The organism is Corynebacterium tuberculostearicum, assembly GCF_013408445.1.
Taxonomy (GTDB): domain Bacteria; phylum Actinomycetota; class Actinomycetes; order Mycobacteriales; family Mycobacteriaceae; genus Corynebacterium; species Corynebacterium tuberculostearicum.
Genome location: NZ_JACBZL010000001.1, coordinates 1,101,383 through 1,116,502, shown reverse-complemented (window position 1 = coordinate 1,116,502; position 15,120 = coordinate 1,101,383). Strand labels below are relative to the sequence as shown.

The window sequence follows — 15,120 nt, the reverse complement described above, 5'->3', positions numbered from 1 at the left end:
GCGGAATAAGCTTGAGGCCGTGTCCTATTCTTATTCCGCCGCCGACTTCGCCCGCCTGGCCGATGAAAAGCCGAAGGGCTCAGCCTTCCACCCCGTGGAAGAGCACCGCGGGCTCTTCGCCCGCGATCGCGCCCGCGTGCTGCACTCGGCCGCGCTGCGCCGGCTAGCGGATAAAACGCAGGTCGTCGGCCCGCGCGACGGCGATACCCCGCGCACCCGGCTGACCCACTCCCTGGAGGTCGGCCAAATCGCGCGCAGCATCGGCTCCGGGCTGGGCCTCGATCCCGATCTCTGCGATATGGCCGGCCTGACCCATGACATCGGCCACCCGCCCTATGGCCACAACGGCGAGAATGCGCTCAATGAGGTTGCCCTCAACGGCTTCGAGGGCAACGCCCAAACCTTGCGTATCCTCACCCGCCTGGAGCCGAAGGTCATCGTGGACGATGCCCGCGGTGAGCCACAGAGCTTTGGACTCAATCTCACCCGCGCGGCCCTCGACGGCGCCTGCAAATACCCGTGGACCAAGACCAACCCGGATGGCACCACCAACCGCAAGTACGGCGCCTATGACGAGGATGCGCACCTTTTGGACTGGCTGCGCGAGGGTCATACCGATAACCGCAAGTGCATCGAGGCCCAGGTCATGGACTGGTCCGATGACATCGCCTACTCCGTGCACGACGTGGAAGATGGCATCATCTCCCGGCGCATCTCTTTGAACGTGCTTTGGGACTTGGTGGAACTGGCCCAACTAGCAGAAAAGGGCGCCAAGGCCTTCGGCGGCACCGCCGACGAGCTTCTAGAAGCAGCCGATAGCCTGCGCAACTTAAGCGTCATCAACGCCATCGGCGACTTTGACTATTCCTTACGCGACTACGCCAACCTGAAGAAGATGACCTCCGAGCTCGTCGGCCGCTATGTGGGCGCGACGGTTGGCGCCACCAGCGAGGCCAATGCCGAACTCATCGCCTCCAATAGCCTTGGCCGCATGCACGGCGACCTCATCGTGCCCAAGCAAGCCGAAGCAGAGGTCAAGCTGCTGAAAACCATCGCCGTCCTCTACGTCATGGACGAGCCCGCCCACCTCGCACGCCAAGACCGCCAGCGCGAGCGCATCTACCGCGTCTACGACTACCTGGTAGCCGGCGCCCCCGGCTCCCTCGATGCCACCTTCCGCCTGTGGTGGGAGCAGGCCGATACCGACGCAGCCCGCGACCGCGCCATCATCGACCAGATTGCCTCCATGACAGAGTCCCGCCTGGAGCGCTTGGCCCGCAGGAGTGCGGAGCTTTCGGGGTTCCTCAGCTAAACCTGGCTCACCCACCCAGCACCGCGCTAGAGTTAGGTCGATACTCATCAGGCCGATCTGAGCGCGAAAAGGCCGAATTGAGAGCTCACAACCCTCAATTCGGCCTCAAATCTATGGACCTAACTCCTCAGCTCCCGCTCCAGCCCCAGGGCCTGAGTCGCTAGCGCACCAACGCGGCACCTTGGTCCTCGAGCACGCTAGCTACCGCCGCTAGGTCCTCGCCTTCGATATCCATATTGGAGGCAATGATGACGCTGGTGCGCTGCTCGCGTAGGAAGTCCGCGAGGCCATCGAGGTTGCGTGGCCCACAATCTTCGCAGCCGCGAGTGCGGCCTAGCGCGTTGAAGAAGTCCGCGCGGGTGCGGATGTGCTCAGTAATGAGGATGCGTTGCATGATTACTCCTCCGCGTCTGGGATAGAACAGAAGCTTTCATAGTGGTCATCGGTGTAGTACCACACGTCCGGGTCGGTCTCGCTGCCGCCGCCGGTGATGATGCGGCGGGCGCCGCGGTTCTTGCTGCCCGGGGTTTCTACCGTGTATTCGCGGTAGTAATTCTTGTCCTGCTGCGGCAGGCGTCCCTCGTAGTTGCCAAAGCGGGCGTTGTCATTATCCGGGTAGTCATAGGGTCCACCGGCCAAGATATCGCCCGCGGTGTCCTTCGCCTCGGCGGGGAGGGAGGACATCTCGCAGGTATCGGCGTCGCCAGCCTTAGCGCCACCTGCGGACTCAGACGGCGAAGAAGCAGAGGAATCATCATTGCCGCCGAGGTCGAAGCCGAAGTAGCCAGCAACGACGGCAAGCGCAAGGCCGCCGAGGGCTACCGGGAGCGATTTCTTGGACGCTTGGGACTTGGACATACCTTTATTCTTGCAGGTGCAGCGGTGAATACCGAAATCGGCCGGCGCTCCCAACAAGGCCAAAAATTCCCCCGTCACGGGGGTAGGTAAAGGCATGCGGAATACACCCCATCAGAGGGTAATTTCCGCCCAAACCGTGAACCCACAGGCACCACACCATCCTGGCCAAGCCATTTGAACATTCCCGCCGCGCGCGGGGTAGTCTGTACGCATGGCAAAAGGCAGAATTCCGGACAGCGACATCCAAGCTATCCGTGAACGCGCGCCTTTAGAAGAAATCGTGGGCGAGTACGTTCAGCTCAAGCCCGCCGGACATGATTCGCTGAAGGGCCTGAGCCCCTTCAAAGATGAAAAGACCCCGTCCTTCCACGTACGCCCGCAGCGCGGCTACTATCACTGCTTTTCCACCGGCAAGGGCGGCGATGTCTTTAGCTTCCTGATGGAAATGGAGCAGGTTTCCTTCCCAGAAGCGGTGGAAGCGGTAGCGCAGAAGATTGGCTACCACATTAACTACCAGGGCGGTTCCACAGGCGCGCGCAATGAGAAGCCCGGCACGCGTCAGCGCCTCATCGCTGCGAATAAGGCCGCGCACGAGTTCTACCGTCAGCAATTGGAGACGCCGCAGGCGGCTACCGCGCGCGATTTTCTGCTGGATCGCGGCTTTTCCCGCGAGGTCATCTATGACTTTGAGTGCGGCTATGCGCCGGAGGGGTGGGATACCGCCACTAAGCACCTGTTGCGCTTGGGCTTTTCCTTCGAGGAACTGGAGGCGGCCGGCATTTCCAAGATGGGCAAGCGCGGCCCCATTGACCGCTTCCACCGCCGCCTGCTGTGGCCCATCAAGGACCTTTCCGGCAACGTCATTGGCTTTGGCGCCCGCAAGCTTTTCGACGACGACAAGCTCGGCAAGTACATGAACACCCCCGAGACCATGCTCTATCACAAGTCCAAGGTGCTCTTCGGTCTCGATCTGGCCAAGCGCAATATTGCCGATAACCACCAGGCAGTGGTGGTCGAGGGCTATACGGACGTCATGGCCATGTACGCCGCCGGTGTGAAGACCGCAGTGGCATCGTGCGGCACCGCCTTTGGCGGGGAGCACCTCCAGGTGCTGCGCCGACTGATGCTGGATGATTCCTACTTCAACGGCGAGCTCATCTATACCTTCGACGGCGATGAGGCAGGGCAGAAGGCCGCCATGCGCGCTTTTGACGGTGAGCAGAAATTCACCGGCCAGTCCTTCGTCTCCGTGGCGCCAGACGGCATGGACCCGTGCGATCTGCGCCTGCAGAAGGGCGACGCCGCCGTGCGCGAGCTCATCGCGGACCGCATCCCCATGTTCGAGTTCGTCATTCAATCCGTCATCGCGGAGTACCGCATCGATACCGCGGAGGGGCGCCTGCAGGCCCTGCGCCGCGCAGTCCCCGTGGTCGCGCAGATCCGCGATCAGCCCTTGCAGCGCGAGTACGCCCGCCGCCTTGCCGGTTGGGTGGGTTGGGCCAATCCGGAGGAGGTTCTCCAGCAGGTCCGCGCGGAGGCGCGCAAGCCCAAAAAGGCCGAAAAACCCACCATCCGCCGCTTCGATAACGCGAAGCAGCAGCCGGCGCAACAGGACGTGCCGATGATCCATCCGCCGAGCCCCAAGGAAACCCACCTGTGGCCACAGCGCGAGGCCCTCAAGCTAGCCTTGCAGATGCCGCAGGTGGCAGGCTCGTACTTCGATGGCATTACTGCCGACGCCTATACTAACGACGCCTACCGCCTCGTCCGCCAGGCTATTTCCACCGCCGGCGGCGCCGCCCAGGGTGCGTCCATGCCCGCCGTGGAATGGATTGCCGCGGTAGCCGGCGAGATGCAGGATCTCACCGGCCGCAATTTCGTCTCCGAGCTCGCCGTAGAAGCAATCCTGCCTACCGACGTCGGCCCCGAAAAATACGCCGACTCCGTCCTTTCCCGCCTGCAAGAAACCGTGGTGGGCGATCAGATCGCCCAGCTCAAAGCTCGCCTCGGCCGCATGCGCCCCTCTGATGATGAGGCCAGCTATAACTCGCTCTTCGCCGACCTCGTTGCCCTCGAGCAGGCCCGCCGCGAGCTCAATGACCGCGCCTTCCGCGGCACGCCTCCCCAGGCATAAAAATCTCCCCTCGGCACGAACCCAAATAAGGTGCGCGCTGAGGGGGAGGAGGCCGAAAGGCTAGATTGCTACCGCCCTAGTCCTCATCAGGTTCATAAATGCGGTCCGCATTATCCACCTGCGATCCGCGCAGCCGGCCCTTGCCCTTGCGCTTGGAGGACAAATCGCGAACCTCACGCATGCGCGGTTCCGGGTCCAGGCGATTAGCCACCGCCTTGCGTGCCGAGGTGACGGCGGACTTAGTCACGGGGGAGTTGACGGCCTTTTCGTAGGCGCCCTTGATCTGGTGGTAGCGCTTGCGGCCAGCCTTAGTGCCAAAAACGTATCCTGCTGCGGCGCCGAAGACGAATTGGATCATTATCTAGCGTGTCCCCTTATTTCTGTGCGAGTAAAAGTTCCCCACCAGCCTACCGCGAAGCCTTGCCGCGCGCCGCCAGCCACGAGTGAGGGGTAGCGCTAGCCCCGCATTGGACTAGCGCTTTTCATGGCGCGGAATACGCGCTAGCTTAAGTGTGTGGAAAATAACAAGCGCAGGGATTCGGCGGCGGCCTCAGCAGTAGCGCTGGCCGCGCTTTTTACCGCGAGCATTTCTGCGGAATCTTCCGGCCACCAACCGGATGCCGCCGCGGCGCACCAAGGCCCCAATTGGCCTGAAGAGTGCTGAGCGGTGACCGCAAAGGTCTACCCGCCAATCCACGATTGTGCATGCGAGTTTAGCGTAGCGTTCACTTCCCCTTAACTTTAGCTAGATATTATTCGTGGGAATTTGATGCTAGTTAAAGGTTTCTACGTTGAACTATCGGAATAATCTTCGCCCCGCAGTCCGTGGGCTCGCCCTGTGTGCGGCTACTGGGCTGACTATAGCCCTCGCACCGTCGGCCACAGCCCTTCCCGTAGCCGTGCCCCAGCTGCGTGAGCCTGTCACCCAGCAGACCACCGGTCCGGCCCCAGTCCAGCACCCCGGCGCCCCGGTTCCAGAGCCGTTTAGCACGGATTATATCGCGGGCTTTGAATCCGATGTTTCCTCTTATCAGTTTGGCAACTACTGGCAGGTAGTCCAGCTTTTTGATCACATCAAGGCCCAACCAGAAATCCGCCAAGAAAATATGGACAAGGCCGTGGCTATCAATAACGCCGCAGCCGGTGACTCCGCTTTGATCCGCCGCGCGCAGTCCGATGCCAAGGCCAGCTCCACCAGCGTGCTCAACGCGGTTTCTGACTCGATGGGCAAGAACCTAGGCGATGCCTTCCGCGCCGCCTTGGCCGAGCACCGCCTGCCCAAGACCGAATACCTCCTAGGAAATGGCTATGCGGCCCGCGCAGGTGGACTGGCCAATTCCACGATGTCTGAGAAGTACTACTTCAACTATCAACGCCCGTACCAGCGCGCGCCGCAGGCGATTAAGCGCTTTGACGATGGCTCCAAGGATCTTTACCCCACCTCGCCAGCCTTCCCTTCGGGCCATACCAATCAGGCAACGTGGATTACCACGCTGATGTCCTTCATGCTGCCTGAGGTAGGTCCACAGCTCATGCTGCGGGGCGCGGAGGCCGGCAACCACCGCGTGGTCCTAGGAGTGCATTACCCGCTGGATGTCATCGGCGGCCGCATGACTGGCCAAGCCGCCGCGGCTGACCGCTTGAATGACAAGCGCATGCGCCATGCTCTCTGGCAAGCCTCGATGGAAGTGCGCAAGGAAATTAAGTGGCGCACCGGCAAAACGGTAGAAGAATTGGTGGCCCAGGATAGGGCAGAGGGTACCGACTATCGGTCCACAGAGGATGCGGTGGAGCAGTATTCCAAGCTCATGGACTATGACTTCGCCCCACGTTACCGCACCGACGCTGCGATGGTCGTCCCGCAGGCCGCCCCAGTGCTGCTAGCAGCGTCCCACCCAGAACTGACCTGGGATCAGCGTGCCGAGGTCCTCCGCCAGACCGCGCGCCCAGCCGGCAATCCATTGGATTGGCAGTCAGAGGGAGGCTCGTGGCAACGCCTCGACCTAGCCCGCGCCATGGCGGCCACGGTGACCATCACCCCAGACGGCGGCGTGAGTGTCAGCGGCTAACGATTCCAACAAGCCGCGTGGGGGTACAACGCTCCCGCACATGGTTCAATAAAGAAGTATCCCCATCAACCAAAAGGAAATGAGTAATGACTAAGCCCAAGGTAATGACCATCTATGGCACCCGCCCGGAGGCTATCAAGGTTGCCCCTGTGATCAAGGCGCTGGATAAAGATGAGCGCTTTGAATCCATTCCGGTTTCTACCGGACAGCACAAAGAGATGCTGGAGCAGGTCAACACCATGTTTGGTATTTCCCCGAAGCATGACCTCGGCCTTATGAAGCCGGGTCAAGGCCTCAATGAGATCGTCTCCCGTGCGATTGCCGGACTGGACTCCATCATTGAAGAGGAACAACCAGACGTCATCATCTCCCAGGGCGATACCTCTACCGCCATGGCCGCAGCGCTCGCGGGATTCCACCGCGGCGTAAAGATTGTGCACCTGGAGGCGGGCCTGCGCACCGGCGATATCCACTCGCCGTTCCCAGAAGAGGCTAACCGTAAGCTCATCGGCCAGGTAGCCGAGCTCCACCTGGCCCCTACCGAAGGGTCTATGGAGAACCTGCGCCGCGAGAACGTTCGTTCCAAGGACATCGTGGTCACTGGTAATACTGTCATTGACGCGCTTTTGGAAGCAGCCTCGTGGGACACGAAGTTCGCGGACCCTGCCCTGCAGGAAGCCGCAGATTCCGATAAGCGGCTTGTCGTAGTTACCACCCATCGCCGCGAGAACCTTGAGGCTATGAAGGAAATCGGTGGCGCGGTCAAGGATCTGGCAGAAGCCTATCCAGAGATCAACTTTGCCTTGCCGCTGCACCTGAATCCCAAGGTGCGCGAGGCCGTCCTGCCGGAGGTCGAGCACCTGCCGAATATCATCATCACGGATCCGCTGCCTTATGACCAGTTCACGCAGCTGCAAAACCGCGCGACCATCATCTTGACTGACTCCGGCGGAGTCCAGGAAGAGGCTCCTGCGCTAGGCAAGCCAGTCCTGGTTATGCGCCAAAATACCGAGCGCCCCGAGGCCGTCGTTGCCGGCACCGTAAAGCTGGTGGGCACCAACCGTGAGCTCATCGTGGCTGAGGCTAAGCTTTTGCTTTCCGACGCCGCCGCATTCGACGCCATGGCCAACGCAGTCAACCCCTATGGCGATGGCAAGGGTGCGCAGCGCGCTGTAGCGGCTATTGCCGAGCTAACCGGAGTTGGCGAGCGGGAAGCTGACTTCCGTCCGGAGATCGATACCTCCAAGTCCCCTCAAAGTGAGGAATAAGCCGCGCGAATGGTGGCTATAGCGGATATTATAAAAGTATGAAACCGCTGGAGATCCGTTGTAACCACCAAGAGCGTATGAAGGCCGCAGACATCCTCGGGGATGCGCTGTCGGCAGGTCAGATTGACCTCACTGAATTTGAAAAGCGTTCGGCCGATTGTGAGAGCGCCACAACGCGTGGCGAGCTGATCAAGCCCCTCGCTGACCTTGCGGAAAGCCCGGAAAAAGTCCTCTTTGGTGCCCATAGCCAGGTCACCAAAGCTTACTCCGGCCACCAAGAATCCAACGCCATAGCCAAAGTTGAGCAGGCGATGAAGCAGATTCAGCCTTCGGTAGGACAGCCGCAATCCCTGGCTCTGGGCATCTTCGGTGGCTCCACGGTCAATGGCGGGGCAGTAGCCCGTACCCTGACAGCTATTGGAGCCTTCGGCGGTGTTGACATTGACCTGACCGGCGTGGCTCTTCGTAACCGCACGACCACCATCAATGCGGTAGGAGTTTTCGGTGGTGCCGATGTCTACATCCCAGAGGGCTTCCGCGTCCGCGTGGGTGGCTTTGGCCTTTTTGGTGGGCATGACCTGAAGGTCGAGCACGGCGCCATACATCCGAATGACCTTCCAGTGGACGCACCCGAAATCATCGTCAACTGCTACAGCCTCTTTGGTGGCGTAGACGTTCACGTGGGGCGCCGCTACGGAGAATAGCTATTACTATTTGTCGACCCCGCCAGCATATCGCCGGCTGACCTGGGTCACATCTGAAGCGTGGTGGTATTTCTTTCGGACGTGCTCTCAATGCCTTTGCCTGATCTGCCTAGTACAGGGAGCGCTTTCCTTGCGGAGAGAAAACTCGAACAACAAATCAGCTGCTGCGCAGCTTTAGATAACGGCGAAAGCATCTGCAACAGTAGTCGGCCGTGTGAGTTAGCAACCTGTTGCAAACCTAACGGCCTTTTTCTCGTTCCTGTGAGCCCCACTCCTACTCCGAAGATGTATCTGGCGCCGTAGCCAGGATTTACAGAAAATCGGTGGAGATAGCTCGTGTCCCCCGTGCAGACAAGGCGTTGCCGACTTTATTTCTGATATCGGAAACGCTAACAGAAATGTCTGCTCGATTTATGCAGATTTGGTTCAGTTCAATTTAGGTTAGTACCTCTTCGGTGCAAAATCTTTCGGCCGGCGCAAAACCCTGGTCACCAGTTGCAGTTTCGTCGTCGCCCCTGACGGGTTTGGAAATCAGCAGCATCCTTAATGGAACGCTCGAGACTAGAGGAAACACCGCCGAGCGGCTTCTTTAACTGCTTTAATGATCCGGCTCCCAGCCAGCCGTTTTATGGCGAGGGATGCCACTGTGTAAGATTTCAGACCTGTTTATATCATTAGTGAGTATGTGATATTTACCCAGTCGAATCAGTATAGGAACGAGGTTCCCAGAATCGGGAATTAGAGTGCTGGATCGCCGGATTTAGGAAAGCAGCCAAGTTGGCACTTGACGATTCTATTTCTCAGGAAACGGAGCCTTAGACCGGCTATGAGGTCGAGCCGTTTTGTTTCAGAGCTTTGTGCCAAGTTTTAGGCCTATTTCTGGGCGGAGCCTGTTCGAACCCCAGCGTCTCCAACGGAGACGTGGACGGCGAGACAGAAGCTTCTAAGACCTGCTTCAGAAGAGCGGATTCAGGAGGGGTGTGACCGCGCCCCCAGCGGCCCATTAATAGCCACATATTTTTGTCGGGTGCGGGGGTCGCCCGTAACCACGGTGCTAGGTGCCTGTCTCTGTGCAGTCCGTCGAAGGTATTTTGGAGGAAGATAACGCGGTTGGGAAAGCCATGAGAGTATAAAGACCGCAAATCAAAAGTAATTGGTGAAGATTCAATGTCGGGAACATCCCAGGCAATATTGGCGTATGTTTCGACCGGATCAGAGGTGTATTCGGCGATATTTGTCTGTGGGTTTACGGCAATGGCTGTAGAACCAGGGAAATGCCAAGAATAATAGAGGGACGCGAAACCTCCTCCTGAAGCACCAAAAAATATCATTTTCTGGTCCCATCCAAATGCATATGAGACATGCCGCAATATCCCCGGGAGATCAGCTTGTAACCACTGAGTTCGGCTACCAGCAAACCAGCCGAGATCTAATCCGAGGGCCAGAGAAGGATCGGAGACAAATATGAGATTAGCATTCAGATCGCGGGTGATCCGTTGTCCCGAAAAAAGTGGGTAGTGTTTGACTTTTCGCCGGTAGATAGCTGCGTGGAATAAGACGAGAGTAGTATCCGAACCGCGGTTAACGACTTTGATATCGAGCTCTCCTTGGCCGTATCCAATCGTGGAAACCCCGTCAAGGGGGGGGAAGGATGAGTAAAAGTCCAGCAATGAATCGAACTTATGATGAGGAGAGAAATTATCGCGGCGGGTGAGCATGAGAAGTGAGAGGATTCCTAGAGAGAAGCAAGCTAAAAGTAAAAGCCTGATGGATAACTCCACCAGGCTATTTGCTCCTCCAACTGGGCTCGAACCAGTGACCCTTCGATTAACAGTCGAATGCTCTGCCAACTGAGCTATGGAGGAATATTCGTTGTACGGCGAACTTTGTGTTCTCTGTGCAACGAGAAATAACTATATAGGGTTCCTGCCGTTTCAACAAATTAGCAGTACACAGCGGCAAAATGGCTGAATTTGTTGTTCGTATGTGGCGGGAACGCGGCAGGAAAGGGCCAGGACTCCACACACTGGGGCCCCTGTGTAAAAATGGTAGGTAAGAAGACTAGTTCTATGGGAACCAGTAATCTAGGAATAGCGGCTCAGTATGCTGTTGGCGCTAGAGAGCGACGGATTTGGTACTAACGAAAGAGAGAAAATTGCGGATCCTCATCATTTCGCAGTATTGGTCGCCAGAGAGTAACGTGCCGCAGCGTCGCTGGGAATGGATCGCTAGTATTCTAAAATCTCAAGACCACGAGGTCAGGGTTGTTGCTCCTCCGCCGGCATCTGTTCGACGAACCTCTATGAGTCATTGGTGGAGCGCGTCTCTCTTCCATCCTCGAACGGAGGTAGCAAAGAGTAACGCTGTAGATTTAGTCATCCGGAGTGGGTTTATCCCGTGTGGTGGCTCATTGATCCAGCGTGCGATCGGTCAAGCGGGCATCGCTCTGGGGTCTCTCTACGCAGTAATAGTTGAGTTCGGAATTCGGAAATCTTGGAAGCCTGACTTGGTTATAGGTACAGTGCCGGCTTTGCCAACCGCCGTGGTCGCCTTTGCAGCAGCTAAAATCTCAGGGGCGAAATTGGCTATCGACTTAAGGGACGCCTGGCCTGACCTCTTAGCCTATTCAAGTGAGTGGAATAAGGGGGTCAAGAGTGCCTCGCTAAAGCAAAAAATCTTGAGTAGAGGGCCGATTCAGTTCGTTAGTTTTGTGGTTGCTAGGACACTTTATTATGTCTTGGGGAAAGCCCATGGTGTCATTTTCACAGCAGATGATTTGAAGTTAGATTTTCAGAGTCGACCTCAGTTGCGGAAGAACTCAACACTTTTGAGCAATATGGTCACCATCCGGAATGTTTTTCCCCGAGGGGGATTGGGGCAGAAGAAGGCTCCAGACTCAGGGGAAGGACCTCTAAAGGTGCTATATGCCGGCACTATAGGTCGCGCTCAACGACTTCAAAACGTGATTGATGCAGCGGTGATCGCGGCGGATCGCGGAGTGCCGATTGAGCTAAAGTTCGTGGGCGCAGGAGATGCTCGCATGTCAGTGAAAGACTACGCAAAGCAAAGAAAAGTTCCCGCAGCTTTCATTAAGCGGAAGTCAGCTGACTCCATCTCAGACTATTACGACTGGGCAGATACCGCGCTTGTCCATTTAACTGATTGGAAGCCATTAGAAAGAACTGTTCCCTCTAAACTGTTCGAGCTCATGGAGTATGGGGTGCCAATTACAGGTGTTGTAGCCGGGGAATCAGTCAGGTTGATCGAGTCGTTGGAAGCCGGTTATGCGGTTCCTCCCGAGTCGCCGGAAGCTCTAGCGAACCTATGGTGTGCCTTAGCTCAGGGCGAATTATCTCTCAAGGCGAGCGAAAGAGCTCGACATTGGGTTGAGAACGAACGGAACAACGTTGTGCCCGGCTTGATTGCTAAGTTCTTGAAGCAGATGGAGCCATAAGCATGCCTGCTGGAATTGGTCGCTCGGTCATCAAATTTTGGTCCATCAATGTTGTGGGACTTGTACAGGATCCTGTGCGATTTTCGAATCAAATGGTTGAATTCGTGCGCCTAAACTCAGAGTCCAAGGTAGCCCGAGCATGTGTGAAGGGGGCGCACTTTGTACTTTCGGCAATGAGGAGCCCTGGGTACGAGACCGCCGAGGCCGGGGAATTGAGTAGGGCGATAAAACAGCTGAAAAAGTCGCGATTCCTTAGGCCATTGACGTTTTCGTTTGAGAGATATCTCCGCGGGAAACTTCTGCAACTCCAGTCAGTTGAATGCTTTGAGGGAGCAGTTGAACGCAGCGGTAGCGCAGCCGCCCCGCGGGTACTGTTTCATTTCACGAATGCATTGCCCTATACCCAATCTGGATACACGCTTCGGTCTAAAGCACTATTCAAGAGTTTAAGGGCAAGGGGAGTAGAAGCGTTTGCTTGTACGCGCTACGGATATCCAGAGAATATCGGTAGATTCCATCATGGTCCATATTTTGTCAACGATGGTCTCGAATATTTCGTGTTGGGCTCCGTATTTGCTCCGTTTTCTATTACTCGCCAGGAGGATCTGGCCGTACGCCAACTGGTAAGACTCGCGAGGGAAAAGCAAGTAAACATACTTCACACCACCACCCCGTACACAAACGCACGCGTGGTGGCTCGCGCAGCCGCTCTACTTGACGTCCCATGGATCTATGAGGTCCGAGGCGAGCCCGAGAGCACGTGGGCTTCGCAGTCACCAGACCCAGAAAAACGCCGCAGCTCGGAGTTTTTTGAATTAGCGCGCCAGGCCGAAACAGCGGCGATGATGGCTGCAAATCAAGTAATAGCGTTAAGTGAGGTGTCGAAAGGGGACCTAACGCGTCGAGGCGTTCCAGAATCGAAAATCAAGGTCGTTCCGAACGCTTTGGAAGCCAATCAGCTTAAAACTCATATTGACAAAGCACACGCCCGAAAACGATTGGGCCTAGGCGACGAGTTCTTAATCGGTGCAATTACCTCAGTCGTGGATTACGAAGGGCTGGACATTGCTATAACTGCGATGGAGGAGATTTCAGACGCAACTCTCATTATCGTCGGAGATGGAGTGGCTCGACCAGGGCTTGAAGACTTGGTCGATGAGCTTGAATTGAACGATCGGGTTGTCTTCGCTGGTAAGCAGCCGGCCTCTGATATTCACCTTTGGTACGCTGCTTTGGATGTGTTCGTGGTACCGCGGCGAGACGTTGAAGTTTGTAGGAAGGTCACTCCGCTTAAGCCGCTACAGGCTATGGCCTGCGGGGTACCGGTAATCGGAACTGACCTACCAGCGTTAAAGGAAATCACCGGTGGATTAATGGTTGAAGTTGAACCGGATAACCCCTCCGCGCTTGCCAAATCAGTTGATTTAGTCCGGCAGGGGGAACTCAGCGTGAATCCTCGGGAGCTTGAAGAATGGGCCAAGAAGCGATCATGGGAGCGGAATGCGCACATCTTGGAGGGGCTGTACTTAGAGCTACTGAGGGGAAGATGAATGAGTCAAAAACTTTGCGGCCTCAGAATCCAGTAGGATTTTGTGCGGTTTAAACGCCTTCCGCTGCCGCTTGATGATGCGGTCAGCTTCTTCAAGTTTTCCCGTACTAACTCTATTTCCCCAGACACGGTAAGTTGTAGTTACAGTTTCCGCATCTCCGTCAGCAATCATGTCGCCTTCGTGCAGCCATATGGCACGAGTGCAGTGCGTTTGAATTGTCGCGGCACCATGAGATACGAGAAAGACTGTTCCGGATCCAGCGAGAAACTCGTCCATACGATCCTTAGCCTTAGCTTTGAACGTGGAATCTCCGGTGGAAAGGGCTTCGTCAATTAGTAGTAGCTCGCGCCGAACTGCTGTAGAGATCGCAAAAGTCAGGCGAGATTTCATGCCCGACGAATAAGTCTTTAAGGGACGATCGATTGCGGATCGGAGATCCGCCCAATCGATGATCGGATCCACGAGCTTCGAAGATTCCGCTGGGGTTAGCCCCATTGCCAAGAGTCCTAAATTGATATTTTGGCGACCGCTTAAATTTGATTGGAGAGCCGCCCCGACGCCGAGCAAGGTGGGCTGGGAGGAAACAAACACGTCGCCGGAATCGGGCTTTGATGACCCAGCAATCATTCGTAGAAGGGTTGACTTCCCGGAGCCGTTTTTACCCAGGATGCCGATCGATTCTCCAGAATAAGCTACAAAGCTAACGTCTTTTACTGCTTCCACAGTATGCTTCGAAAGTTTTTTGGATAAAACATGCTCAGAACCGGAGCGATTAAGGTAGTAAGACTTCTTGAGATTACGAGCGACAACCGTTGGGTTATTTGACAACTGCGTACCTTTCCTCGGCTTGCCAAAAGTAGAAGTATCCAATAATCAATAGCCCGAATGACCAAGCTGCAATATACAGCCAAGTGCCTAAGGGCGGTACCTCACCGTCCAAAACCAGCTGCCGCACTGCGGTAAGAAACTGGTAAATGGGATTAGCTTGCATGATTGCTTGAATATGGGGATTTTTATCAAATTTGCTCAGATCGAAGAATACACCCGAGATGAAAAAGAGACCTCGATTGATGATTCCCACTACTGACTTTAGATCGGGAATAAATGCTGTAGCTCGTCCCACAATGAACATGCAACCGAGCGAGAAGCAATGGATTAAGAAATACAAGGGAACCACTAGAATGATGGTCCAAGAAACTCCTTTATCGAGCTGAAAAAGAAGTGCGCCTATTATCGCAACCATGGCGGGGATTGCATGGTCGATCATTTGCTTAATGGTCGTCGAAATGGGGATGGCTGCTGTGGGGAAGTTAAAACTGCTAATCAACCCCTTTGAGCCACGGATGATGGAAGTGCCAGCTGATAAGCCGCCGGTTGCGAACTTGAGGTAAATTACACCGATTGTTAGGAATCCAATGAAATTGTCCATTCCCCTGGAAACGTGAAGAACGTAGCCGAAAATGAAAGCATAAACTGCCACGTCTAGGATCGGTTGAAGGATAAGCCAAGCGCGTCCGAGGAACATATTTCTACCTCGGCTAAGCGATTTACTGCGTGCATAAGCCAAGATGAAATGTCGGCGGTCAAGAAGACGACGAGTATAAGACGCTAGGTTATCTCGGCTCTGTAGGTTAAATAACTGGGAATCGTCAACGAGCTCCAAGTTGCGGAAACTAGCGTTTTTAACGCGCTTGGGCTTTTCTTGTTTTGCGTTGGTCCCCTCGGGAGCACTGTCGCTGTCGTTGTTCAATTGTGATTCCACAATTTCTCC

General features: G+C 56.1%; 14 protein-coding genes and 1 tRNA gene. 8 read left to right on the top strand and 7 right to left on the bottom strand.

The window, feature by feature from the left end; genetic code table 11:
• Positions 1-19 precede the first annotated feature (19 nt).
• Positions 20-1,312, top strand: a complete 1,293-nt coding sequence (locus BJ985_RS05265) for a deoxyguanosinetriphosphate triphosphohydrolase (protein ID WP_179386824.1) — start codon at positions 20-22, stop codon at positions 1,310-1,312.
• Positions 1,313-1,472: 160 nt separating this feature from the next.
• Here BJ985_RS05265 and BJ985_RS05260 read toward each other — a convergent pair whose 3' ends face one another.
• Both BJ985_RS05260 and BJ985_RS05255 read right to left on the bottom strand, forming a co-directional pair.
• Entirely contained in the window at positions 1,473-1,706 is a 234-nt protein-coding gene (locus BJ985_RS05260; protein WP_179386823.1) for a barstar family protein, read from the bottom strand.
• 2 nt (positions 1,707-1,708) lie between these two features.
• Complete coding sequence (locus tag BJ985_RS05255; protein WP_179387588.1) at positions 1,709-2,170, bottom strand: guanyl-specific ribonuclease; 462 nt, start codon at positions 2,168-2,170, stop codon at positions 1,709-1,711.
• 211 nt (positions 2,171-2,381) lie between these two features.
• Between BJ985_RS05255 and dnaG the strand changes: the two genes are divergently transcribed.
• Positions 2,382-4,304, top strand: a complete 1,923-nt coding sequence (dnaG, locus tag BJ985_RS05250; RefSeq protein ID WP_179386822.1) for a DNA primase — start codon at positions 2,382-2,384, stop codon at positions 4,302-4,304.
• A gap of 76 nt (positions 4,305-4,380) precedes the next feature.
• Here dnaG and BJ985_RS05245 read toward each other — a convergent pair whose 3' ends face one another.
• Positions 4,381-4,662, bottom strand: a complete 282-nt coding sequence (locus tag BJ985_RS05245) for a hypothetical protein (protein WP_005324241.1) — start codon at positions 4,660-4,662, stop codon at positions 4,381-4,383.
• A 156-nt stretch (positions 4,663-4,818) separates the two neighbouring features.
• Here BJ985_RS05245 and BJ985_RS05240 point away from each other — a divergent pair, with 156 nt between their 5' ends.
• The 4 genes from BJ985_RS05240 (at position 4,819) to BJ985_RS05225 (ending at position 8,345) form a co-directional block, all read left to right on the top strand.
• Positions 4,819-4,968, top strand: coding sequence for a hypothetical protein (locus tag BJ985_RS05240; RefSeq protein WP_179386821.1), 150 nt, complete (start codon positions 4,819-4,821; stop codon positions 4,966-4,968).
• 127 nt (positions 4,969-5,095) lie between these two features.
• A complete protein-coding gene (locus BJ985_RS05235; RefSeq protein ID WP_236587106.1) occupies positions 5,096-6,373 on the top strand; it encodes an acid phosphatase in 1,278 nt (425 codons plus the stop codon).
• A gap of 86 nt (positions 6,374-6,459) precedes the next feature.
• Positions 6,460-7,641: a non-hydrolyzing UDP-N-acetylglucosamine 2-epimerase gene (gene wecB, locus BJ985_RS05230; RefSeq protein WP_179386820.1), complete on the top strand. Its 1,182-nt coding sequence runs from the start codon at positions 6,460-6,462 to the stop codon at positions 7,639-7,641.
• Between the two features lie 38 nt (positions 7,642-7,679).
• A complete protein-coding gene (locus BJ985_RS05225; protein WP_179386819.1) occupies positions 7,680-8,345 on the top strand; it encodes a DUF1707 SHOCT-like domain-containing protein in 666 nt (221 codons plus the stop codon).
• Between the two features lie 824 nt (positions 8,346-9,169).
• Here the strand turns inward: BJ985_RS05225 and BJ985_RS05220 are convergent.
• Complete coding sequence (locus BJ985_RS05220; RefSeq protein ID WP_179386818.1) at positions 9,170-10,126, bottom strand: hypothetical protein; 957 nt, start codon at positions 10,124-10,126, stop codon at positions 9,170-9,172.
• A gap of 11 nt (positions 10,127-10,137) precedes the next feature.
• Positions 10,138-10,210 (bottom strand) — tRNA-Asn (locus BJ985_RS05215).
• Positions 10,211-10,875: 665 nt separating this feature from the next.
• Between BJ985_RS05215 and BJ985_RS05210 the strand changes: the two genes are divergently transcribed.
• Positions 10,876-11,799 (top strand): glycosyltransferase, encoded by a 924-nt coding sequence (locus BJ985_RS05210; RefSeq protein ID WP_179386817.1) that lies wholly within the window; start codon positions 10,876-10,878, stop codon positions 11,797-11,799.
• Between the two features lie 2 nt (positions 11,800-11,801).
• The gene (locus BJ985_RS05205; protein WP_179386816.1) at positions 11,802-13,349 is read left to right on the top strand and encodes a glycosyltransferase family 4 protein; all 1,548 of its coding nucleotides are present in this window, start codon (positions 11,802-11,804) and stop codon (positions 13,347-13,349) included.
• Here BJ985_RS05205 and BJ985_RS05200 read toward each other — a convergent pair.
• Positions 13,332-14,177, bottom strand: coding sequence for an ABC transporter ATP-binding protein (locus tag BJ985_RS05200; protein ID WP_218840688.1), 846 nt, complete (start codon positions 14,175-14,177; stop codon positions 13,332-13,334). The two genes, BJ985_RS05205 and BJ985_RS05200, sit on opposite strands and share 18 nt — an antisense overlap.
• Positions 14,167-15,111, bottom strand: coding sequence for an ABC transporter permease (locus BJ985_RS05195; protein WP_236587105.1), 945 nt, complete (start codon positions 15,109-15,111; stop codon positions 14,167-14,169). Before BJ985_RS05195 ends, BJ985_RS05200 begins: the two co-directional genes overlap by 11 nt.
• Positions 15,112-15,120: the final 9 nt, after the last annotated feature.